The organism is Pseudonocardia xishanensis, from assembly GCF_039541715.1.
Classification (GTDB): Bacteria; Actinomycetota; Actinomycetes; order Mycobacteriales; family Pseudonocardiaceae; genus Pseudonocardia; species Pseudonocardia xishanensis.
In genome coordinates this window covers 24,125-45,362 of record NZ_BAABGT010000117.1, presented here as the reverse complement: position 1 = coordinate 45,362, position 21,238 = coordinate 24,125, and the positions used below count along the sequence as shown (strand labels likewise).

At 73.8% G+C, this 21,238-nt stretch carries 21 protein-coding genes and 1 pseudogene; 8 read left to right on the top strand and 14 right to left on the bottom strand.

Annotated elements, in window-relative coordinates; all coding sequences use genetic code 11:
* Window position 1 precedes the first annotated feature (1 nt).
* Window positions 2-1,510 carry a catalase gene (locus ABD993_RS33490; RefSeq protein ID WP_345427178.1) on the bottom strand — a complete coding sequence of 503 codons (1,509 nt, stop codon included), beginning with the start codon at window positions 1,508-1,510 and terminating at the stop codon, window positions 2-4.
* Between the two features lie 109 nt (window positions 1,511-1,619).
* Here ABD993_RS33490 and ABD993_RS33485 point away from each other — a divergent pair, with 109 nt between their 5' ends.
* Window positions 1,620-1,775: a hypothetical protein gene (locus ABD993_RS33485; protein ID WP_345427176.1), complete on the top strand. Its 156-nt coding sequence runs from the start codon at window positions 1,620-1,622 to the stop codon at window positions 1,773-1,775.
* On the opposite strand, the gene ABD993_RS33480 is transcribed toward ABD993_RS33485, so the two are convergent.
* The 3 genes from ABD993_RS33480 to ABD993_RS33470 are packed head-to-tail and all read right to left on the bottom strand — an operon-like array spanning window position 1,772 to window position 4,892.
* On the bottom strand, window positions 1,772-2,425 hold the full coding sequence (locus ABD993_RS33480) for a glycosyltransferase family 2 protein (protein ID WP_345427174.1): 654 nt from the start codon (window positions 2,423-2,425) through the stop codon (window positions 1,772-1,774). The two genes, ABD993_RS33485 and ABD993_RS33480, sit on opposite strands and share 4 nt — an antisense overlap.
* Window positions 2,422-3,972: a PIG-L family deacetylase gene (locus ABD993_RS33475; protein ID WP_345427172.1), complete on the bottom strand. Its 1,551-nt coding sequence runs from the start codon at window positions 3,970-3,972 to the stop codon at window positions 2,422-2,424. Before ABD993_RS33475 ends, ABD993_RS33480 begins: the two co-directional genes overlap by 4 nt.
* Entirely contained in the window at window positions 3,969-4,892 is a 924-nt protein-coding gene (locus ABD993_RS33470) for an acyl-CoA dehydrogenase (RefSeq protein WP_345427171.1), read from the bottom strand. The genes ABD993_RS33475 and ABD993_RS33470 overlap by 4 nt, the downstream gene beginning before the upstream one ends.
* A 201-nt stretch (window positions 4,893-5,093) precedes the next feature.
* Here ABD993_RS33470 and ABD993_RS33465 point away from each other — a divergent pair, with 201 nt between their 5' ends.
* Complete coding sequence (locus ABD993_RS33465) at window positions 5,094-5,633, top strand: Dps family protein (protein WP_345427169.1); 540 nt, start codon at window positions 5,094-5,096, stop codon at window positions 5,631-5,633.
* 42 nt (window positions 5,634-5,675) lie between these two features.
* Here the strand turns inward: ABD993_RS33465 and ABD993_RS33460 are convergent, their stop codons facing one another.
* Window positions 5,676-6,659: an AraC family transcriptional regulator gene (locus tag ABD993_RS33460; RefSeq protein ID WP_345427167.1), complete on the bottom strand. Its 984-nt coding sequence runs from the start codon at window positions 6,657-6,659 to the stop codon at window positions 5,676-5,678.
* Between the two features lie 206 nt (window positions 6,660-6,865).
* Here ABD993_RS33460 and ABD993_RS33455 point away from each other — a divergent pair, with 206 nt between their 5' ends.
* Window positions 6,866-8,356, top strand: a complete 1,491-nt coding sequence (locus ABD993_RS33455; protein WP_345427165.1) for an aldehyde dehydrogenase — start codon at window positions 6,866-6,868, stop codon at window positions 8,354-8,356.
* 98 nt (window positions 8,357-8,454) lie between these two features.
* Complete coding sequence (locus ABD993_RS33450; protein ID WP_345427163.1) at window positions 8,455-9,633, top strand: LLM class flavin-dependent oxidoreductase; 1,179 nt, start codon at window positions 8,455-8,457, stop codon at window positions 9,631-9,633.
* Here the strand turns inward: ABD993_RS33450 and ABD993_RS33445 are convergent.
* From ABD993_RS33445 to ABD993_RS33425, 5 genes and pseudogenes are all read right to left on the bottom strand, one after another.
* Window positions 9,608-10,084: pseudogene (locus ABD993_RS33445) on the bottom strand (alpha/beta fold hydrolase); the annotation flags it as partial. The gene ABD993_RS33450 and the pseudogene ABD993_RS33445 overlap by 26 nt on opposite strands.
* Window positions 10,085-10,099: 15 nt before the next feature.
* Window positions 10,100-10,222, bottom strand: a complete 123-nt coding sequence (locus ABD993_RS33440; RefSeq protein ID WP_345427159.1) for an alpha/beta fold hydrolase — start codon at window positions 10,220-10,222, stop codon at window positions 10,100-10,102.
* A 25-nt stretch (window positions 10,223-10,247) separates the two neighbouring features.
* Complete coding sequence (locus ABD993_RS33435) at window positions 10,248-10,436, bottom strand: hypothetical protein (RefSeq protein ID WP_345427157.1); 189 nt, start codon at window positions 10,434-10,436, stop codon at window positions 10,248-10,250.
* Window positions 10,437-10,489: 53 nt separating this feature from the next.
* Window positions 10,490-10,930 carry a PRC-barrel domain-containing protein gene (locus ABD993_RS33430; RefSeq protein WP_345427156.1) on the bottom strand — a complete coding sequence of 147 codons (441 nt, stop codon included), beginning with the start codon at window positions 10,928-10,930 and terminating at the stop codon, window positions 10,490-10,492.
* 174 nt (window positions 10,931-11,104) lie between these two features.
* Entirely contained in the window at window positions 11,105-11,278 is a 174-nt protein-coding gene (locus ABD993_RS33425) for a hypothetical protein (RefSeq protein ID WP_345427154.1), read from the bottom strand.
* A 365-nt stretch (window positions 11,279-11,643) separates the two neighbouring features.
* Between ABD993_RS33425 and ABD993_RS33420 the strand changes: the two genes are divergently transcribed.
* On the top strand, window positions 11,644-12,579 hold the full coding sequence (locus ABD993_RS33420; protein WP_345427152.1) for an ATP-binding cassette domain-containing protein: 936 nt from the start codon (window positions 11,644-11,646) through the stop codon (window positions 12,577-12,579).
* Window positions 12,576-13,388 carry an ABC transporter permease gene (locus ABD993_RS33415; protein ID WP_345427146.1) on the top strand — a complete coding sequence of 271 codons (813 nt, stop codon included), beginning with the start codon at window positions 12,576-12,578 and terminating at the stop codon, window positions 13,386-13,388. The genes ABD993_RS33420 and ABD993_RS33415 overlap by 4 nt, the downstream gene beginning before the upstream one ends.
* Here the strand turns inward: ABD993_RS33415 and ABD993_RS33410 are convergent.
* Window positions 13,370-16,477 carry an ATP-binding protein gene (locus ABD993_RS33410; RefSeq protein ID WP_345427144.1) on the bottom strand — a complete coding sequence of 1,036 codons (3,108 nt, stop codon included), beginning with the start codon at window positions 16,475-16,477 and terminating at the stop codon, window positions 13,370-13,372. The genes ABD993_RS33415 and ABD993_RS33410 overlap by 19 nt on opposite strands.
* A gap of 13 nt (window positions 16,478-16,490) precedes the next feature.
* Window positions 16,491-18,368, bottom strand: coding sequence for a potassium transporter Kup (locus tag ABD993_RS33405; RefSeq protein ID WP_345427142.1), 1,878 nt, complete (start codon window positions 18,366-18,368; stop codon window positions 16,491-16,493).
* 100 nt (window positions 18,369-18,468) lie between these two features.
* On the opposite strand from ABD993_RS33405, the gene ABD993_RS33400 reads away from it, so the two are divergent.
* Together ABD993_RS33400 and ABD993_RS33395 are read left to right on the top strand one after the other, a co-directional pair.
* On the top strand, window positions 18,469-20,115 hold the full coding sequence (locus ABD993_RS33400) for a phospholipase D-like domain-containing protein (protein WP_345427141.1): 1,647 nt from the start codon (window positions 18,469-18,471) through the stop codon (window positions 20,113-20,115).
* 14 nt (window positions 20,116-20,129) lie between these two features.
* Window positions 20,130-20,441: a hypothetical protein gene (locus ABD993_RS33395; protein ID WP_345427139.1), complete on the top strand. Its 312-nt coding sequence runs from the start codon at window positions 20,130-20,132 to the stop codon at window positions 20,439-20,441.
* 4 nt (window positions 20,442-20,445) lie between these two features.
* Here ABD993_RS33395 and ABD993_RS33390 read toward each other — a convergent pair whose 3' ends face one another.
* Both ABD993_RS33390 and ABD993_RS33385 read right to left on the bottom strand, forming a co-directional pair.
* The gene (locus ABD993_RS33390; RefSeq protein ID WP_345427137.1) at window positions 20,446-20,667 is read right to left on the bottom strand and encodes a DUF3072 domain-containing protein; all 222 of its coding nucleotides are present in this window, start codon (window positions 20,665-20,667) and stop codon (window positions 20,446-20,448) included.
* On the bottom strand, window positions 20,660-21,202 hold the full coding sequence (locus tag ABD993_RS33385) for a pyridoxamine 5'-phosphate oxidase family protein (RefSeq protein WP_345427135.1): 543 nt from the start codon (window positions 21,200-21,202) through the stop codon (window positions 20,660-20,662). Before ABD993_RS33385 ends, ABD993_RS33390 begins: the two co-directional genes overlap by 8 nt.
* Window positions 21,203-21,238 lie beyond the last annotated feature (36 nt).

The window sequence follows — 21,238 nt, the reverse complement described above, 5'->3', positions numbered from 1 at the left end:
ACTAGGCCTTCGCCTGCATCGCGCTGCGGGCGGGGTTTCCCTGATCCTCGGACTTCGGGTCCTTCTCCGTGGCCTTCTCCCGCACGCCCTGCTCGATCAGGTCGCCGACCCCCTTGTCGATGTTCTTCCAGTACGTGAACGCCCGCTCCAGGATCGGCTCGGACACCCCGTTGAGCAGGTGCCCGACGACGTTGTCCACCAGACGCCCGCGGGCCGCGTCGTCGTAGACCTCCCGGACGAGGGTGCCCGCCTGGCCCCAGTCGTCGTCCTCGGCGTGGTCGACGTAGGCGGACCGCATGATGTCGCCGTCCGCCTGCCAGGTCGGGACGTGCTGCGTGGTGTCCGCGGCCGGGCCGCCGTAGGAGTTCGGCGCGTAGACCGGGTCCGCCACCTTCTGCATCCGCATCGCCCCGTCCTTGGAGTACGAGTGCACGGGGCGGACCGGCGCGTTGACCGGGATCTGCTGGTAGTTGCCGCCGAGGCGGTAGCGGTGCGCGTCGGCGTAGGAGAACAGCCGGGCCAGCAGCATCCGGTCCGGTGACGGGCCGATGCCGGGGACCAGGTTGTTCGGCTGGAACGCCAGCTGCTCGATCTCGGTGTGGTTGTCCGTGGGGTTGCGGTCCAGCGTCATCCGGCCCACGTCGATGAGCGGGTAGTCCGCGTGCGGCCACACCTTCGTCAGGTCGAAGGGGTTGAAGCGGTAGTCCTTCGCGTCCTCGTAGGGCATGACCTGGACCTTCAGCGTCCAGGACGGGTACTCGCCGTCCCGGATGTGCTCGAAGAGGTCCCGGGTGTGGTAGTCCGTGTCCGCCGAGGCCATCTGGTCGGCCTCGTCCTGGGTGAAGAACTCCACGCCCTGGTCGGTCTTGAAGTGGTACTTCACCCAGAACTGCTCACCGGCCGCGTTGATCCACATGTAGGTGTGGCTGGTGTAGCCGTTCATGTGCCGCCAGGTGCGCGGGATGCCGCGGTCGCCCATCAGCCAGGTGACCTGGTGCGCGGACTCCGGGGAGAGCGTCCAGAAGTCCCACTGCATGTCGTGGTCGCGCAGGTTGTTGTCCGCGCGACGCTTCTGGGAGCGGATGAAGTGCTGGAACTTCATCGGGTCCTTGATGAAGAAGACCGGCGTGTTGTTGCCGACCATGTCGTAGTTGCCCTCGGGTGTGTAGAACTTCGCCGCGAAGCCGCGCGGGTCGCGCCACGTGTCGGGGCTGCCGCGCTCCCCGGCCACGGTGGAGAACCGCACGCCGAGGTCGGTCTTCGCGCCGGGCTGGAAGAGGGCGGCCTTGGTGAACGCGCTGACGTCGTTCGTGACCTCGAACGAGCCGAAGGCGCCGCTGCCCTTGGCGTGCGGCTGCCGCTCCGGGATCCGCTCGCGGTTGAACTGCGCCATCTGCTCGATGAGGTAGCTGTCCTGCAGCAGGATCGGTCCGCCGGGTCCGACGGTCAGCGAGTGCTCGTCGCTCTCGACCGGGACGCCGGCGTCGGTGGTGGTGTGGGGACGTGACATGAGGGGGGCGTACCCACCCGCAGCCGGGTGAACCCCCCCTCGGCGGTTGGCCCAGGCGGATCGGGGGTACCCCCGGGAGCATCTCCTCCTCGACGAAGCGGAGCCTCTCGTGATCATCCTCGGACTCATCCTGCTCGTGGTCGGCTTCCTGACCGGCCTGTCCCTGCTCTACTACATCGGCGGCATCCTGCTGGTCATCGGCCTCGTGCTGCTGGTCCTGGGCCGCACCGGCCGCGCGGTCGGTGGTCGCAAGGTCTGGTACTAGGCGCCGAGCCCCCGCAACAGATCGGCCAGACCCCCCTGAGCCCGGCCGCGGGTCCGGGCGCTGGTGCGCACACGGACATCCGTCGCGTGCACCACGCGCCCGCCCGCGGCCCGGAGCCGGGCCAGCAGGGCGTGCTCCTCCGCCGACGCGACGGCGGGGAACCCCCCGACCCGGTGCAGCATGTCGGCCCGCACACCGAGGTTCGCCGCGTACGCGTGCGTCCCGACGGCGAGCAGCCTGCTGTAGCGGCCGAGGGTCTCGGCACCCAGCGCGGTCGGGTCGTCCAGATCGGCCATCCCGGCGACGGCGTCCGCCCCGGCCCGGGCGTGCCGCAGGTGGTCCACCACCCAGTTCGGCGGGACGACGGTGTCGGCGTCCGTGCTGAGCACCCACCCCCGTGCGGGCAGCCGGGCCACCCCCAGGTTGCGCAGCTCGCCCATGGCCAGCGGGGTCTCGTTCACGACGACGTCCGCGTACCCGGCCGCGATCTCCGCCGTCTCGTCCCGGCACCGGTCGGCCACGACGCAGACCCTCGACGGCAGGCCCGCCTCCGCGAGCGCGACCCGCACCGCGCGCAGGCAGCGGGCGATCCCGGCCGCCTCGTCCCGGGCCGGGACCAGGACCCCGACCGCCTCGATCACCGCGCTCACCGCAGGCGCAGGACGTGGAGCAGGAACTCCTCGTCGCGGTGCTCGACCAGTGTGCGGAAGCGGGGATCGGCGAGCACGCGGGCGTGCGTGGCCTCCGCATCCTGCGGGGCCTCGGCGGGCCAGCCCCGCCAATGCACCAGCACGAGGTCCCCGTCCGGTTCGAGGACCTCCACGACCCGCTCGGTGACGGCGTCGATCGCCTCGGGCGCGAGGTAGTAGAGGACCTCGCTGAGCATCACGAGATCCACGCCGTGGGGCAACGACGCGGCCTCCGGCAGTGCGGCTCGCACCACGGCGACCCCCGACGCTCGGGGACCACGAGCGTCACCAGCAGCCGGCGCTCGGGGACCCCGAGCGTCGCTCAGTGGCGCTTGGGGACCCCGAGCGTCACCATCGGCCGGCGCTCGGGGTCCCCGAGCGTCGCACAGTGGCGCTTGGGGACCCCGAGCGTCACCAGCAGCCGACGCTCGGGGACCCCGAGCGTCATGAAGCGCGGCGCGGGTCGCCTCGACCGCCGCCTCCGTGTAGTCCGACGCGCTGAGGCGGTCCGCTCGAGCCGCCAGGACCTTCGTCAGCTGACCCGTCCCGCAGCCGGGCTCCGCGATGTGCCGGTAGTGGGCGCGCGGCAGGCACGCCGCGACGACCGCGCGTTTGCGCTGCTCGTACCAGCTGTCGCGGGTCTGCCAGGGGTCCGGGTCGGCGGCGTAGAGCTCGGCGAACCGGTCCGCGGGCGCGCTGCGCTCCGACGGCACCCGGAAGAACAGCTCGAGGTCGCCTGCGAAGTGCTCCAGGACCTCGGGCGGCAGGATCGGCGGCCCGCCGTCGGGGGCGGGGGCCAGTTGGGTCGTGAACCGGGCGATCGCGTCGGCCTTCGCCTGCCGGGCCGCGTCGTCGAGCGCGAAGCCGGTGGCGGTCGACCAGGGGACGACCGGGTCGTCCGGGGAGAGCCAGGGCCACATCCAGATCGGGTAGCCGAAGCGGTGGGTGCGCACCGGCGCGGCGCGGTCCGCCGCCCGGCCCGCCGCCGCGTGGTCGGGATGGGGGTCCTCGACCCACGGCGCCAGGACGAGATCGGCCTCCCGCAGTGGCTCCCGCAGGGCTTCGACCAGCGCGTCCTCGTGCTCGGCGAGCCCGGAGTCCGGGAGCCCGAGCCAGGTCACGGAGGCGGCGGGCAGGCCGAGCGCCGTCAGCGCGGCGTCCAGCTCGGCGCGTCGCGCCGTCGCCAACGCGGCCTGCGCGTCGGGCCCCGACGCCGGGAAGGCCGCCTCCCCGTCCGTGGCCACGACCAACGACACCGAGCCCCCGGCGGCGTGCACGGCCCGCAGGTATCCCGCTGCGCCGAGGGTCTCGTCGTCCGGATGGGCGGCGACGACCACGACCCGGCCGGCGGGCACCTCCATCGCGGCCGGGGCACGGCGATCCAGCTCCGCCGCCCAGCGGCCGGGCGGCGTGACCGGCACGGGATCGGTGACCGGTGCGGGGGCTCCGGGGGCGGTCGTCGGCTCGGTCATCGGCTCCGTCATCGGCTCGGTCATCGGCTCCGTCATCGGGCGTCCCGATCCGCCCGCACCGCGTCCCCGAGGGCGGCGAGGTCGCGCTCGCCGTGGTGCTGGCGCACGTACATCCCCAGGTCGGCGAGCCGGTCCGCCAGGCCGGCCGACAGCACGGCCACCCCGGCGGTCCGCGGGACCAGGTCCAGCGTCTCCCGGCACGTCCGCTCCACGGCGGCCCGCAGTGTCCACACCGCGGTCCGGTGTGCCTCCGTCGGATCGGCGTCGATCAGGGCGGCGGTGCGCTCCAGCAGGGCGTCGGCGGCGGCCAGCGAGGCGTGTAGGGCGCCGAGGTGCGCGAGCTGGTGGGCATCGGGCGTGCGCAGCTCGGCGTGTAGGGCGTCGACGATCCCCTGCGCCCCGCCCAGCCACACCGCCGCAACCCCTCCGCCGCCCCACCAGAACCCGGGCCGGGCCGTGTAGAAGTCCGGATCGCCGATGACCTCGGACACCGCCACGTCGAACTCGACGTCCTCGGTGTCACTGGCCCGCATCGCGGCCGCCCGCCACGCGCCCGGCCGGGGCGTGACCCCGGGGCCGGTCACGTCGACGTCGACGATCCGGCTGCCCTCCGGCGAGGCGGCGACCACCAGCGCCCGGTCGAGGAGCTGCGATCCCGAGCAGAACCGGACGCGCCCGGTCAGCCGCCCGCCGTCGAGCACCGCGCCGGTGCCTCCGGACCGAGCCGCCCAGACGCCGTAGACCGCGCCGGGGATCGGCGAGGCCCCCGCCTCGCGCAGGATGCCCAGCGCATCGACGTGGCCCTCGGCGAGCCGGGCCCGCGGCAGGTCCGCGCGCCCCCACGAGGCGAGCCGGGTCCAGCGGTCCGCGGTTCGTCCCGAGCCCGCGGCGGGCAGGTCGAGCTCCGCGGGCGGCAGCAGGGGATCGGGGTGGAACGGGGTGGACGACAACGACACGCGCGGGCCTCCGGGGGACTCCTCAGGGGTCGCACGGGCGCTGGTCTGGGCCCGGGCGGACGACAGGGGGTACCCGTCGTCGGGACGATCACACGGATCCGGCAGATCGGATTGAGCGCGAACCGGGTGGGTATCCGGCCCCTGTCAGCGGTTCTCCGACCGCATCATCCGGAGACTTCAGACGACGACAGTGAGGACGAGATGACGATCCGATACACCGTGCCCGGCATGTCCATCGACGACGCGACGGATGTCGTGGCGCTGCTGCAGGGTCGGCTGCACGCCCTGAACGACCTGGCGCTGACGCTCAAGCACATCCACTGGAACGTGGTCGGGCCGAACTTCATCGCGGTCCACACCATGCTGGACCCGCAGGTCGAGGGCGTGCGCGCCATGGTCGACACCACGGCGGAGCGGATCGCGACCCTCGGCGGCTCGCCGAACGGCACCCCGGGCTCGCTCGTGGCCGCCCGCACCTGGGACGACTACTCGGTCGGCCGCGAGGACGCCATCAAGCACCTCGGCGCGCTCGACCTGGTCTACGCCGGCGTGATCGGCGACCACCGCAAGGGCATCGAGCAGACCGAGGAGACCGACCCGGTCACGCAGGACATGCTCATCGCCCAGGCCGCCGAGCTCGAGCAGTACCAGTGGTTCGTGCGCGCCCACCTGGAGACCGCGGACGGCACCCTGCGCACCGCGGACGCAGGCACCGAGACCCGCGCGGCCGCCCAGGCCTGACCCGGATCCCGGACCCGCCCCCGCCGGCAGGCGGGGGCGCCGTCATGCCCGGAGGGTCTCGCTGGGCAGCTCGCCGAACCGCTCCCGGTACTGTTGGGCGAACCGGCTCTGGTGCAGGAACCCCCAGCGGGACGCGACGTCGGTGACCCGGCCGGTGGCCGCGTCGCTGCGCAGCAGCTCGGCCCGCACGCGGTCCAGCCGGATCCGCCGCAGGTACGCCATCGGGGACTCGCCGAGCTCCTGCTGGAAGGTCGCGTGCAGTGTGCGCACGCTCATGCAGCCCACCCGCGCCAGCTCCGGCGGGGAGAGCGGCTCGTCCGCGTGCTGCTCCAGGTAGTCGATCACCGGCGCCAACCGGCCACGGCGCACCGGCTCGACCGGTGCGGTCAGCTCGTCGAGGAACCGGTGCCTGCCCGCGTGCAGGAGCTGCGTCATCACGAACGACTCGAGCTGCTCGCGGGCCACCGGCATGTCCGCCAGGCCGCCGGGGCGGTCCAGCTCGCGGGCGAAGAACTCGACCGAGGCCAGCAGCGTCGAGCCCGTCGCCGTCGTCAGGTCCAGACCGAAGTCGAAGTCGAGGACCTCGTGCACGGGCCGGTTCAGCTGGTCGGACAGGTGGTCCTCCAGGCTCCGGCGCGGGATCTTGAGGATGAGCTGCTCGGCGTCCGCGGACCAGCGGACGGTGTTCTCCTGGTCCGGCCGCAGCACCAGCCCGCTCACGCGGGCGTGCGTGGACCGGCGCTCGCCGTCGGTCCGGGAGCCGTCCGTCCGCCCGCGCAGGGTCAGGTTGACGTGGTAGTTGTCCTCGGTCGGCGGCATGACGAGCCGCGCCTCGGACTGGTAGGTCAGGTACCCGACCGTGAACATCCGGTCCGAGGTGGCGTTGAGCGTCATCGCCATCCGGTCCTGGGGGGCCGTGAGCTCGTGGTCGAGATAGACGCGGGTGACCGCATCCCGCGCCTCCTCGAGGCTGCGGGTATCGAGCACCGGGTACCGCGCGAGGCGGACCGGCGGGGCGTCCGTCACCGTCTCGGCACCTCCTCGTGTCGTCCGAGCCGACAGTAACCTCCCGTCCGCCGCCGGGACCATCCGTGGAGCGCCACCCGCCATCCGCTGAGTGCAACGCGCCGTGGCGCACGCAACGGCTGTCGGTCTTGCGGTCCGGGGATAGCCACGGTGTCGCCGACCGGCCTAGCGTCGTCCGCGATCCGAATCCACGACAGGAGAGGTCGATGACGACACCCAGTCCGTCGGCGGTGGAGGAGCTGCGGCTCTTCATCGGCGGCAAGTCCGTGGACGCCCGGTCCGGGCGGACGTTCGATTCCCTGAACCCCTACACCGGACAGCCCTGGGCGCGGCTGGCCGACGGTGGGCCCGAGGACGTCGACGAGGCCGTCGCGTCGGCACGCGCCGCCTTCGAGGGCGAGTGGGGCCGGATGACCGGCTTCGCGCGCGCCGCGATCCTGCGCAAGTGCGGGGACGCCATCGCCGCCAACGCCGAACGACTGGCCCGTCTCGAGGTCAACGACTCCGGCAAGCTGCTGCGCGAGATGCGCGGCCAGCTCAACGCCCTGCCCCAGTGGTACTACTACTTCTCCGGGCTGGCCGACAAGATCGAGGGCCGCACCGTCCCGCCGGTGAACCCGAACTACTTCGGCTACACCACCCGGGAGCCGGTCGGGGTCGTCGCGGCGATCACGCCCTGGAACTCGCCGCTGCTGCTGCTGACGTTCAAGCTCGCCCCGGCGTTGGCGGCGGGCTGCACGATGGTGGTCAAGCCGAGCGAGCACGCCCCCGCCTCCACGGTGGCCTTCGCCGAGATCCTGCACGAGGCCGGGCTGCCGGCCGGGGTGCTCAACGTCGTCACCGGCTGGGACCGCTCCACCGGCGAAGCCCTGGCCTCACACCCGGGGGTGGACAAGGTCGCCTTCACCGGCTCGTCCGCGACGGGGGCGAAGGTCGCCCAGGCCGCGGTGGCCAACTACAACCGGGTCACCCTGGAGCTGGGCGGCAAGTCCCCCCAGATCGTCTTCCCCGACGCCGACCTCGACGCCGCCGCGAACGGCCTGGTCGCCGGGGTCTTCGCCGCCACCGGGCAGACCTGCATGGCCGGGTCGCGGCTGATCGTGCACGCCGACGTCCACGACGCCCTGATCGAGAAGGTCGTGGCGCGGGCGAACTCCATCGTGCTCGGCGACCCCACCGAGGCCGACACCGAGATGGGGCCGGTGGCGAACCAGCCGCAGTACGAGAAGGTGCTCGGCTACCTCCACGGCGCGGCCGCGGAGGGTGCGACGTTCGCCTGCGGTGGGGAGCCGGACGCCGAGCGGGGCGGGTTGTTCGTCAAGCCGACGGTCGTCACGAACGTGACCCCGGAGAACACCATCGTCCGCGAGGAGGTGTTCGGCCCGGTCCTGGCCGCTTACACCTTCACCGACGAGGACGAGGCCCTCAAACTGGCCAACGACACCCCCTACGGCCTGGCCGGGGCGGTGTGGACGAAGGACGTGCACCGCGCCCACCGGGTCGCCGACAAGCTGCGCGCGGGCACGATCTGGATCAACGCCTATCGCGTGATCGCCCCGAACATGCCCTTCGGCGGCTTCGGCGCGTCCGGGATCGGCCGGGAGAACGGCGTCGACGCGGTCAACGAGTACACCGAGAACAAGTCCGTGTTCGTGGAACTCACCGGTGGCACCCGCGACCCCTTCCAGCTCGGCTAGACCCCTCAGCCCGCCTCTTCCCTGCGCACGAACGGCACCTTTGTGCGGACCTACCGCACGAACGGCACTGTCGTGCGCCCTCGACACAGGAGTCGATCATGACCGTCACCGCCAACGAGCGGCTCGGCCTCGCCCCCACCGACCCCCGCCCCGCCGCCGAGACCACACCCGCCGCGGACCGCACCACGACCAACCCGCTGTTCGGCGACCAGAAGATGAAGCTGGGCCTGTTCGGCACCAACACCAGCTACGGGCTGATCATGAGCCACGCCCCGTCGAGCTTCGAGATCACCTGGGAGCACACCAAGGAGATCGCCCAGCGCGCCGACCGCCTCGGGTTCGACGTCCTGGTCCCCGTCGCCCGCTGGAAGGGCTTCGGCGGGTCCACGAACTTCAACGGCAACTGCTTCGAGACCTACACCTGGGCCGCCGGGATCGCCGAGGCGACCGAGCGGATCGCGGTCGCCGCGACCAGCCACCTGCCGACCATGCACCCGATCGTCGCGGCCAAGCAGGCGACCACCGTCGACCGCATCTCCGGCGGCCGGTTCGCCCTGAACATGGTCATGGGCTGGGTGCCCCCGGAGATGGAGATGTTCGGCTCCGAGCAACGCGAACACGACGAGCGCTACGCCTACGGCCAGGAATGGCTCGACTTCGTCAACCGGCTCTGGACCGAGCAGGGCACCTTCGCCATCCACTCGAAGTACTTCGACGCCGAGCTGCTCGAGGCCTACCCCAAGCCCCACCAGGGACCGCGGCCCGCACTGATCAACGCGGGCAACAGCCCGTCGGGCATCGAGTTCTCCGCCCGCAACGTCGACTTCAACTTCGCCTCGCTCGACACCCTCGACAACATCAAGGCCTACACCACCGCGCTCAAGGCCAAGGCGCGCGAGGAGTACCAGCGCACCATCCACGCCATGACCTACGGACTCGTGGTCTGCCGCGACACCGAGGACGAGGCCAAGCGGGCCTTCCAGCAGGTCGTCGAGGAGGGCGACTGGGGCGCCGCGGGCAACGTCATCAAGATCGCCGGATCCGGCGCGTCGCAGTCGTTCGACCACGCCGTCAAGGCGATGCAGGAACGGTTCATCGCCGGGTGGGGCGGCTACCCCATCGTCGGAACCCCCGAGCAGGTCACCGAGGAACTCGGCAAGCTCAACGAGGCCGGCATGGAGGGCATGATCTTCGGCCTCATCGACTACAACGAGGAGCTCAGGTACTTCGGCGACAACGTCATGCCGCTGCTCAAGCAGGCCGGGCTCCGACACTGAGCGCAGCGGCCCTCCCGCCGGTGCGGGAGGGCCGCGACCTCACTTCGCCAGGAACTGCACCAGCGCCCGGTTGAACTCCGCCGCGTGGCTCACGTTGAGCCCGTGCGGTCCGCCGGGGACCAGCACCAGCTCGGACTGCGAACTGCTCGGCCAGCTCCGGGGTGAGCGGGCCGTCCGGGTTGTCGTCCTGCTGCGCCATGTACGGCGGCACCGCGGCCGCGAACACCACGCTGTGCAGCCGGTCCTGGCCGTGCCGGGAGACGTAGCGCGCGACCTCGCCGCCGCCCATCGAGAAGCCGACGAGCGACACGTCGTGCAGGTCCAGCTCGTCGATCACGGCCGCCAGGTCGTCCGACAGGGTGTCGTAGTCGAAGCCCTTCCCGGGGGCGTCGCTGCGGCCGAAGCCGCGGCGGTCGTAGCGGATCACCCGCAGGCCTGCGGCCTGCAGGTCCGCGACCTGGTCGACTCAGGACTCGCCGGACAGCGGCCAGCCGTGGATCAGCACGACCGGACGACCGGGGCCGCCGGTGTCCTCGGCGTGAAGCGTCGTCTTCGACAGCAGACCGGACTTCGCGGTCACCTCGGTCATCGGTTCTCCTCTCGGTGCGCGTGGCTCATGCGGGCTCGGCGCCGGCACCGGTGTCGGGGTCGCCGCCGTCCCCGGGCTCGACGGTCTGGGCGTCGGAGGCCTCGAGACCGTCGTCCTCGTCGCGGGTCTGGTCGACCGTGTGGCCGAGGACCTTCTCCTCCAGGCGGTCGACGGTGCCCTCGAGGTCGTGCGGGTCGTCCGGGCGGCTGGTCATCCGGTGGCTCCGATCATGGTCATGGCACCGGGTACCCCGTTCTCAGCGTTGTCTCACCGTTCGGCACGCACACCGGGCACGCCCCCGTCCGTGGCGACGCCCCCGTCGGCCGCAGCCGCGACCTCGTCCCGCTTGGGCCGGTCCTCCTCGACGGGACCGTTGCGGCCCTGCGGGTGCACTTTCGGGTCCGCCACTCCCCCGACCCCGTAGTGCTCCAACAGCTCGGAGCGAGACGCGGGGGTCAACGACTCCCCCGGCCCCTGCGGGGCGCTGCGGAGTGCCTCCAGGGTGTGCGGGACGTGCAGCGCCCCGCCGTCGAGCCGCGCGTCCACCAGGGGCAACGGGGCCGTCCGGGCCCCGCCGCGGGTGAGCACCACCCACTCCGGGGTGCCGGAGGTGTCCTCGGCCAGCACCGAGTCGACGGTCCCGAGGGCCTCGCCCCCGATCCCGAGGACGTCCTGGCCGAGCAGTTCCCGCGCATCGAGTGTGGTCATGGTCGGGGGCTACCCGGAACTACATCAACCCCAACCGACGCCCCACCGCCACCGCCTCGGCGCGGGTCGGTCTGATCGTCTCGGCTCCGGCCCGCGACTCAGCGCACGACACCACCGGGTGGCCGACCGCTTCCGGGTGGGTGGGCTGCCCCTCGACCACACGCAGCGGGGCGATCAGCGGCGGCGCGCGCCGCGCCTGAGCCGGGCCTGCGCCGCGGCGGCGTCCCGGTGGGTGTAGAGCGCCAGGTGGGTGCCCGCATCGAGGGTGAGCAGCTCCGCGCCCGGGACGGTCGCGGCCGCGAAGGTGTTCTCGGCGGGCGGTACGTCGCGGTCCGCCGACCCCTGCACGACGAGCGTCGGTGCGGTGACCCGCTCCAGCTCCAGGGTGGCGATCGCCGCGAACTCGGCGAGGTCCGTGGCGTGGCCCTCCCGTGCCGACCACGGCGTACTCGACGGGCCCGAGCGCGGTCTCGGCGATCCGGGGTGCTGCGGTCACTGTCCAGGCTCCCCTCGGTCTGCGGCGCTCGCGGGCGGGACCGCCCGGCATCCGACGCGAGCGGGGTCCGGGCCGACGTCCCCGGACGTCGGCGCCCGGTCCGGAGCATCCCACGGGACCCCCGTGAAACCGGGCCGCACCGCGGTGAAGGCGCCGTGAAACCGGCCGGGCCGACGCTTCTCCCCGTCGCGGCGAGCGCCGCGCGGGAGGGATCGAGATGGGACGTGGGACCGCGATCGCGGTGACCGGGCTGCGCCGCAGCTACGGCGAGCACGAGGTGCTCGCCGGGATCGACCTGGCGGTGCCCCGCGGCACCGTCTACGCCCTGCTCGGGCCGAACGGGGCGGGCAAGACGACGATCGTCTCGATCCTCGCCACGCTGCTGCGCCCGGACGCGGGCACCGTGCGGGTACTGGGCCACGACGTCGTCGGCGAGGCCGGGGAGGTCCGCGCGGCCATCGGCGTGACCGGGCAGGTGTCGGCGGTGGACGGCCTGCTCACCGGCACCGAGAACATGCGGCTGATGGCCGCGCTGCACCACCTGGACCGGGCCGAGGGCGCCGCGCGGTGCGCGGCGCTGCTGGCCCGGCTCGATCTCACCGACGCCGCCGACCGGCCCGCGAGCACCTACTCCGGCGGCATGCGGCGCCGTCTCGACCTGGCGATGACGCTGGTCGGCGACCCGCAGGTGATCTTCCTCGACGAGCCCACGACCGGCCTGGACCCGCGCAGCCGCCGGGCGCTGTGGGCGATCGTCCGCGAGCTCGTCGCCCGCGGCGTCACCATCCTGCTGACCACGCAGTACCTGGAGGAGGCCGATCAGCTGGCCGACCGGATCGGCGTGCTCGACGGCGGCCGGATCGTCGCCGAGGGCACCGCGGACGAGCTCAAGCGCCGGGTGCCGGGCGGGCACGTCCGGCTGCGGTTCGCCACGGCGGAGGAGCTCGCCCGCGCGGCCACGGTCTTCCCGACCCCGCACGCCGACCCCGAGAACCTGACCCTCGACGTGCCCGGCGGCGGCGACGTCACCGCGCTGCGGGCCGTGCTGGACCGGGCCGACCGCGCCGGTCTCCCGATCGCCGACCTGACCCTGCACACCCCCGACCTCGACGACGTGTTCCTCGCGCTGACCGGACAGGAGATCCCGGCATGACCACCACGACTCCCACCGCCGCCGCATCCGCCGGACCCGCGGTCCTCGCCGACACGCGCACCATGCTGGGCCGCGGCGTCCGCAGGCTGATCCGCTACCCGTCTCTCACGATCATGCTGGTCGGCATCCCGGTCGTGTTCCTGCTGCTGTTCGTCTACGTCCTCGGCGGGACGCTGGGCGCCGGGCTGGTCCCGGGCGGCGGGCGGGCCGACTACCTCGCCTACGTGGTGCCCGGGTTCCTGCTGCTCACGGTCGCCTCCAGCGGGCAGGGCACCGCGATCGGGGTGGCCATGGACATGACCGAGGGGATCATCGCCCGTTTCCGGACGATGGCGATCCACCAGCCGTCCGTGCTGACCGGGCACGCGTTCGGCGCCGTGATCCAGAACGGCGCCGCGCTGCTGGTGGTGCTCGGCGTCGCGCTGGCGCTGGGTTACCGACCCGACGCCGGGCCGCTCGGCTGGCTCGGCGCGATCGGGCTGCTCCTGCTGGTCGTCCTGGCCGTGACCTGGCTGTCCATGGCCCTGGGGCTCGGCGCCAAGTCGGTGGAGACCGCCAGCAACGCCCCGATGGTCCTGATGCTGCTGCCCTTCCTCGGCAGCGGGTTCGTCCCGACCGAGTCGATGCCGACCGTGCTGCGGTGGTTCGCCGAGTACCAGCCGTTCACGCCGATCATGGAGACCCTCCGGGCGTTCCTGACCGGCACGACCCCGGGCGGGCTCGACGCCGCGTCGGCCCTCGGCTGGTGTGTGCTGGTGATCGCTGTCGGCTACCTGCGGTCGAGGCGGCTCTACACCAGGTCGCGATAGGCGGCGGCGAGAGCCCGCGCCTCCGCGCGCAGGTCGTCCCGGTCCAGGCCCGCGTACTCCGCCGTCGCCTCGGCGTACGCGGGCCCGGCCGCGTCGGTGACCCGGGCGCGGATCGCGGCGCCTGCCATCGTCGGCTGGAAGTCGCGCTGGTAGTGGAACCGCTCCGCGACGGCGACCAGCCAGGCCCCGCGCACCGTGCGACCCCGCTCCAGCTCCACCAGCCCGATCGCGAGCAGCAGCGCCCCGCACTGCGGGTCCGGGGCCCCGGCGGCGACCAGCGCATCCAGCCCGGCGGGCAGGGCGTCGGCCAGGTCGGCGACCGCCGCGAGCCGCCCGGCGCGCAGGTGCGCCACCACCGCGGTGGCCCGCAGGGTCCAGGCGAAGGGCCGCAGCCACTCCGAGGTCGCGTCGTCCACGTCGAGCATCCGGCTCGCCTCCCGCCACCGGGCGAGGCCGGTGTCGACGTCGCCGCGGGTCAGGGCCAGCTCGGCCCGCACGGCGAGGGCGAACGCGACCGAGTCGAGGGAGTCCCCGGGCGGGACGGTCGCGAGGACCCGCTCGGCGGCCGCGGCGTCGCCGAGGCCGAGATGGGCGACCACCTGCCCCAGCCGCACCCCCACCGGATCCCCGACGACGCCGAGCTCGGCCAGCGCCGCCCCCGCCGCTCGCAGGTGGTCCAGCGCCTCGGCGTGCCGCTCCCGCTGCAGGCTCAGCTCGGCGAGCCTGCCGCGCACGAGCAGCGCCAGCCACGGGGCCCGCCCGGGCGCCCGGGCCGCCATCTCCACCGCGGCCGCGTGGGCGCCCGCCAGGTCACCCCGGAACTCCCGCACGTACCCGACGACCCCGAGCGCCAGCGCCGCGACCAGCGGGCGGGGGTCTCGGCTCAGCTCGGCGATCCGGCCGACGTCAGGGAGGGCGAGCAGCACCTCGGCCAGCGCCGCGATCGCGGCGGCCCCACCGGTCGCCGCCTCACCGTCCGCGGGCCGCAGCGAGCGCAGCACCACGAGCGGGCGGGTCGCGGCGACCGGGCTGACCAGCACCGCGAGGGACGCGTACTGGGCCACGGACTGCCGCAGCGCCGCGAGCCCCGCCGCGTCGGTCGGCCGGTACCGGGACAGCGCGGGCAGCGTCTCCGCCCCGACGGCGAGCAGCCGCCGGGTCCCGGACTCCAACGTCCACAGTGCACCGAGGGTCGCGGTGACCGCGGCGAGCGTGGCCCGGTCCTCGTGCGCGCGGGCCAGCCGCAGCACGTGCAGCAGGTTGTCCTGCTCGGCCCGGATCCGGTCGAGCGGAGGCCGCGGATCCGGCCCGAAGGGCGCGGCGTGCAGCGCGGTTCCCGTGCGCCTGCCCCAGCCCAGCACCCGCTCGTCGACGCGGTCGGCCGGGACCCGGCGGGCGGCGGCGAACTCGCGGACCGTCTCCAGCATCCGGAACCGGCCCCCGGCGTCCGGCGGGCGGAGCAGGGACTGGTCGACCAGGGCCTCCAGCAGGTCGAGCGGGTCGGCGCCGAGCAGGTCCTCGGCGGTGCCCGCGGTGAACCCGCCCGGCAGCCCGGCCAGCAGCCGCAGGGTGGCCCGTGCCTCGTCGGTGAGCAGGTTCCAGCTCCACTCGACCACCGCCTCCAGCGTGCGGTGCCGGGCCGGGCGGTCCCGGCCGGTGCCCCGGAGCAGCGCGAACCGGTCGTCGAGGCGGCGGAGGATGTCCGGCACCGACAGCGTCCGGACCCGGGCCGCCGCCAGCTCGACGGCCAACGGCAGCCCGTCCAGCCGGGCGCACAGCGTCGCGACCTCGTCCTCGGGCAGCGAGACGTCCGGGCGCGCGGCCCGGGCGCGCTCACAGAACAGCGCGACGGTGACCGCCGGGTCGAGCTGCGGCAGCGGGTAGACCGCCTCCGCGGACAGGTCGAGCGGCGCCCGGCTGGTGGCCAGCACCCGCAGCTCGCGGGTCCGCGCGATCACCGCGTGCACCAGGTCGGCGGCGGCGTCGAGCACGTGCTCGCAGTTGTCCAGGACCAGCAGCCCGGCGCCGAGCGCCTCGGCCACCGCGCCCGCCGGGTCGGGGGCGGCCCCGCTCATCGAGCCTGCGGCGACCGCCTCGACGACGGCGGCGGCCACGTCCGCGCCGGTCCGGACCCCCGCCAGCGAGACCACCTGCACCGTCCGCTGGTCGGCGCGCGCCGCGACCGCGTGCGCCAGCCGGGTCTTGCCGAGCCCACCCGGTCCCAGCACCGTCACCACCCGGGAGGAGCGCAGCAGCGCCAGCACCCGCTCGACGTCCGCCTCCCGCCCGCGCAACGGGTTCGGCTCCGACACCAGCCCCCGGCGGCGGACCGGGGCGGACTCCGCCAGCAGGACGGCCTGCTGGGCGCGCAGCGCGGCCCCCGGGTCGGTGCCGAGCTCCTCGGCGAGCTCCCGGCGGTAGGCGTCGTAGCGGGCCAGCGCCGCGGCCGGGCCGCGGACCGCCGCCTCGCTGCGCAGCAGCTCCAGCAGCAGCTCCTCGTCCTTCTCCCCGCGCAGCTCCTCCAGCGCCGGGAGCGCCACCGCCGCCCGGCCGAGCCGCGACAGCGCGACGGCCCGGTGTCGCCGCAGCTCGGCGAGGATGCGGAGAGCGTCCGCCCGCAGGACCGCGAGCGGCCCGTCCGCCACACCCGTCCGCCGCGCGCGCGGTCCTCCCGCGGGCTCCGGCTCGTCCGCACCCGCCGACTCGGCCCGCGCACCCGGCCACAGCGCCAGGCCCGCGTCCGCCGCGGCGAGCGCCTGCGCCGGGTCGGGCGCGGACCGCGCCTCCCTGGCGTGCGCGGCGAGCGCGGTCGCGTCCACCTCGGACGGGGCGAGCGCCAGCCGGTACCCCGTCGCGGTCGTCTCGACGACCTGCGCCCCGAGCCTGCTCCGCACCCGCGACACGACGACCTGCAGCGCCTTCGCCGGGTCGGCGGGCGGGGCGTCCGGCCAGAGCTCCGCGACCAACCGGCCCGCGGAGCGGCCCGCGGCGGGATCGGCGGCGAGCGCCGCCAACAGCGCGGCGGGCCGCTCCCCCGCGACGTCGACGTCGTCGAAGGCGACCCGCGGGAGCAGGGTCAGCCGGGGCACCCGGCCACAGTAGTCAGAGCTCCACCCGGGAGCCCATGACCACCGTCCGGTCGACGGGCAGGTGGAAGTAGGCCGCCGGGTTCGCCCCGTTGTGGGCCATGCCGATGAACAGCCGCTTCCGCCACGTCCACATCCCGCCGCGCGGCCCGCGCTCCAACGCCATCCGGGAGAGGAAGTAGAGCGCCTCGGCGGGATCGACGTCGAGGCCCTCCGCCTCCCGCAGCACCTCCGGGACGTCCTGCGGGTCCTGGAAGCCGAACCGGGCGGTGACGTGGAGGAGCCCGTCGCCGAGCCGGTCGACCGTCGTCCGCTCGGCGGGCGGCACGTGGGGGACGCCCTCCGACTCCACGGACACGATCACCACCCGCTCGTGCAGGACGTGGTTGAACTCGACGTTCGCCCGCAGCGCGAGCGGCGCCGTGTCCCCCGTCGGGTGCGCGAACACCGCGGTCCCGGGCACGCGCTCCGGCCGTTCCTCGCGCAGCCGCTCCACGAGGTCCGCGAGCGAGCCCTCGATCGCGGCCCGCCGCGCGGTGACGATCCGGCGGCCGCGCTGCCAGGTCGTCATCAGCGTGACGACGATCGCCGCCACCAGCAGCGGCAGCCATCCGCCGTGCACGATCTTGGTCAGGTTCGCGGCGAGGAACAGCAGCTCCAGCCCGCCGAACACCACCGCCACCAGCACGATCCGCCACCGCGGCCAGTGCCATGCGGTGGCCGCGTAGACCAGCAGCAACGTCGTGGTGAGCAGCAGCGTGCCGGTGACCGCGAGCCCGTAGGCCGTGGCGAGCCGGTCGGAGGACCGGAACACCAGGATCAGCACCACCACCCCGGCGAAGAGCAGCCAGTTCACCGCAGGCACGTAGATCTGCCCGCTCTCCCGCTCCGAGGTGTGCCGCACGGTCAGCCGGGGCAGGTACCCGAGCCGGACGGCCTGCTTCGACACCGAGAACGCCCCCGAGATCACCGCCTGCGAGGCGATCACCGTGGCCAGCGTGGCGAGCACCACCAGCGGCAGCTGCGCCCACCCGGGCGCGAGCAGGTAGAACGGGTTGTCGACGGTCCGCGGGTCGTCCAGGATCAGCGCCGCCTGGCCCAGGTAGTTCAGGATCAGCGCCGGGAACACCAGCGCGAACCAGGCGACCCGGATCGGCCTGCGCCCGAAGTGGCCCATGTCGGCGTACAGCGCCTCGGCCCCGGTGATCACCAGGACGACCGCGCCCATCGCCAGGAACGCCGTGTACGGGTGGTCGACGACGAACGACACCACGTAGGTGGGCGAGAGCCCGAGCAGCACGCCGGGATGACCCACGATGTGCGGGATCCCCAGCGCGGCCAGGACCAGGAACCACAGGACCATGACCGGCCCGAACAGCCTGCCGACGCTCCCGGTGCCGAAGCGCTGGACAACGAACAGCAGCGCCAGGATCGCGACGCCGATCGGCAGCACCAGGTCGGCCGGCCCGGGGTCCACGACCTCCAGCCCCTCCACGGCGGAGAGCACCGAGATGGCCGGGGTGATCAGCGAGTCCCCGTAGAACAGCGACGCCCCGAGCACCCCGAGGGCCAGCGCGACCGCGGCCCGCCTGGCGACGGACGCCGACACCGACCGGACGAGGGCGGCGAGCGCCATGATCCCGCCCTCGCCGTCGTTGTCGGCGCGCAGCACCAGCGTCACGTACTTCACGGTGACCACCACGGTGATCGACCAGAAGATCAGCGAGACGACGCCGTAGACGTCGTCCACGGTGGGCTGGACGGCGTGGTCGTCGATCGCGAAGACGGTCTGTGCGGCGTAGAGCGGGCTCGTGCCGATGTCGCCGAACACGATGCCGAGCGCGCCGAGCACCAACGCGCCCTGCGTCGACCGCGCGGCCGAGGGGTGGTTCACCCGCGCAGTCTGCACTCGTCCGCGGCCGGGGGTCACGCAGGCGCCCGGCGATCTCGCTCGATACGGTCGTAGGCAGGTACGAGAGCAGGGATTGCCCCGAGTGGACGAGTTGGACGAGCTGACCCGGCGGTACCTGGTACCCGGGACGCCGCGGAGCCCCACCTTCGCCGAGAACAGCGAGTGGGTCCCGGTGATCGACGGCGAGGAGTACTTCGCGCAGGTCCTGCGCCTCGTCGAGCGGGCCGGGCCCGGGGACCACCTGCTGCTGACCGGGCTGCAGATGGACGCCGAGATGGACCTGGCGGGCCGCTCCCCCGGCGAGCCCGGGTACCGGCCGCTGGCCGACCTGCTGGCCGAGAGGGCCGCCGCCGGGGTGACGGTGCGGGTCCTGCTCAGTGCGGCGGTGTTCAGCGGTTCGGTACCCGGCGTGAAGATCGGGCCGTTCCGGGCGAACGCCTTCGCCGCGCGGGACTTCCGCACCCGCCCGGCCCTGCGCGGCTGTGTGCTCCTGGACTGGTCCGGCGCGGGCATCGGCTGCCACCACCAGAAGATGGTCGTGGCGCACGTCGGAGGGGAGCTGACCGCGTTCGTCGGCGGGCTCGACCTGGCGTCGAACCGCTTCGACGCCGAACCCCACGACCGGCTCTCCCTCGGCGACGAGCGCTGGGGCTGGCACGACGGCGCGGCCCGGCTCCGCGGACCCGCCGCGGCCCGGGTGTGGGAGACCTTCCGCGGGCGCTGGATCGAGGCCGCCTCGCTGCCCCGGCGCCACATCTGGTTCCCGCCCGCCACGTGGGAGGTGATGAACCCGGAGCCCTTCGACCGCGACCTCGCCCCCGCCCCGCCGACGCCGCCGTACCCGGCTCCCGGCACCGCCGTGCAGGTCCTGCGCTCGTTCCGGCCGTGGAAGATCGACCAGATCCTGGGCCTGTACCGCAGGCACTGGACCACCCTGCCGCGCCACGGCGTCCACGAGGTCTTCCACGCGCTGGGCACCGCGATCCGCAGCGCCGAGCGCTACATCTACCTCGAGGACCAGTACTTCTACGAGACCCCCGGCGGCCGCCGCCGGTTCCAGCTCTACGGCCTGCTCCGGGACGCCGCGGCCCGCGGGGTGAAGGTGATCCTGGTCTGCTCGGGACGGAAGGACCCGGCGGACGGCGGGGTCAACAAGTTCCGCCGCCGGGTCACCGGCAACATCCAGCGCGGCGTGATCGACCTGCTCGATCCCGCCGACCGCGGAAACGTGATGATGCACCGCATCGAGGGCCTGACGGTGCACACCAAGCTCATGCTCGTCGACGACCGCTTCGCCGCCATGGGCTCGGCGAACTTCTACAGCCGCTCCATGGTCGGCACCGACACCGAGCTGACCAGCGTGCTCGTGACGACCGGGGACCAGGTCCGGGACCTGCGGGTGCAGCTGTGGGCGGAGCACCTGCGCACGCCGCTCACGGACGTGCTGCGGCCCTCGCTGGAGGACCTCGACCTGGCGATCGGCGCCTGGCACCCCTTCTGGCTCCCGCCGGACGCCCCGGCGGGCACCTGGCGCACACCCGGCTACCCGGCCGGGTTCGCCCCCGAGGAGCGGGTGCTCGTGCCCGTCGGACCCTGGCCGGAGCCGGCGCCGCGGCCGTTGCGCAAGGCGGCGGCGGGGGTCCGACGCGGAGCGGAGGCCGGGGCACGCCGGGGCGTGGAGCTGGCCCAGTCCGGTATCCGGGCGGCCACCCCGGACTCGCTGCGCTGAACTAGTCTCGCGCGATGTACTTCCGCATCACCGCCGCCGACGTCGAGCTGGTCGATCCCGCCGACGTGCAGGGCTTCTCCGCCGTGGTCCCCGCCGATCTCCCGCCGGAGGACCTCGCCGCGAGCGTGGCCCGGCACGAGCTGGGCGAGGTGCTCCCCGGCGGCGAGCACCTGATGATCCCGCTGGAGACGGTCCGCAGGCTGGCCGAGGGCCGGGTGGGCCCGGACTGGCCCGCCGACTTCGAGAAGATGATCGCCTACGCCGCGAGCAAGGGCTGGACCAGCGCGGACGGCACCGCCGTCCGCGCCCACGTCGAGCGCGGGTAGGTCGTCAGCCGCGGCCCGCGGCGTCCTGCAGCTCGTCGATCCGCTTGGACGCCTCGGCCTTGGTCAGCTCGGCGATGTCCTCGGGGATCTCCTCACCCGCCTCGGTGCTCAGCGTCTCCAGGTAGGAACGCTGAGCACCGGTGATGGGCTCGTCCCCGGTGGTCCAGGTGTCGGGGTCCTTGGCGGCGGCGGTCCCGGCCTCGTCCTGCGTCGCTCGATCAGTCATGGATCGAACGTACATTCGAGCCGGTGGTCGCGCCACTCGGGCCGCGCAGGTCGACGGTCTCGTTCTCGCCGCCGTCGTAGCGCTCGCCGGTGACCTTGGACTTGGCGAAGCCGAACACCGAGGCGACCGTGCCGCCGGGGGTGTCCCAGTACTCGCCCGCCTCGGCGTGGAAGTGGATGAGGCCGAGGTTGGGGTCGTCGACCCCGCCCGGCATCCAGGCCTCGACGCGCGAGTTCCACAGCTGCCGCGCCTTCGCCCGGTCGTCGACCAGCGACGCCGTGCCGGACAGCGACACCCAGGTGGACCCGGAGCTCAGCGAGACCCCGGCCTCGGGGGCGCGCTCCAGGTTGCGGGCGGTCCGCGAGTCCTTCTCCACGAAGAACCACAGGTCCCCGTCGAACTCGGTCTCCTGCTGGGCCATCGGCCGGGCCGTGAGGTGTCCCTCCGGGTCGACGGTGGTCAGCATGGCGATCGTGATGTCGCTGGTCAGCGACGCGATCTTCGCGACGCTCTCGGCACTCGTGTCGGCGGTCATGGGAGCGGGTAGCCGCGAGGACCCCGCTCAAACCGG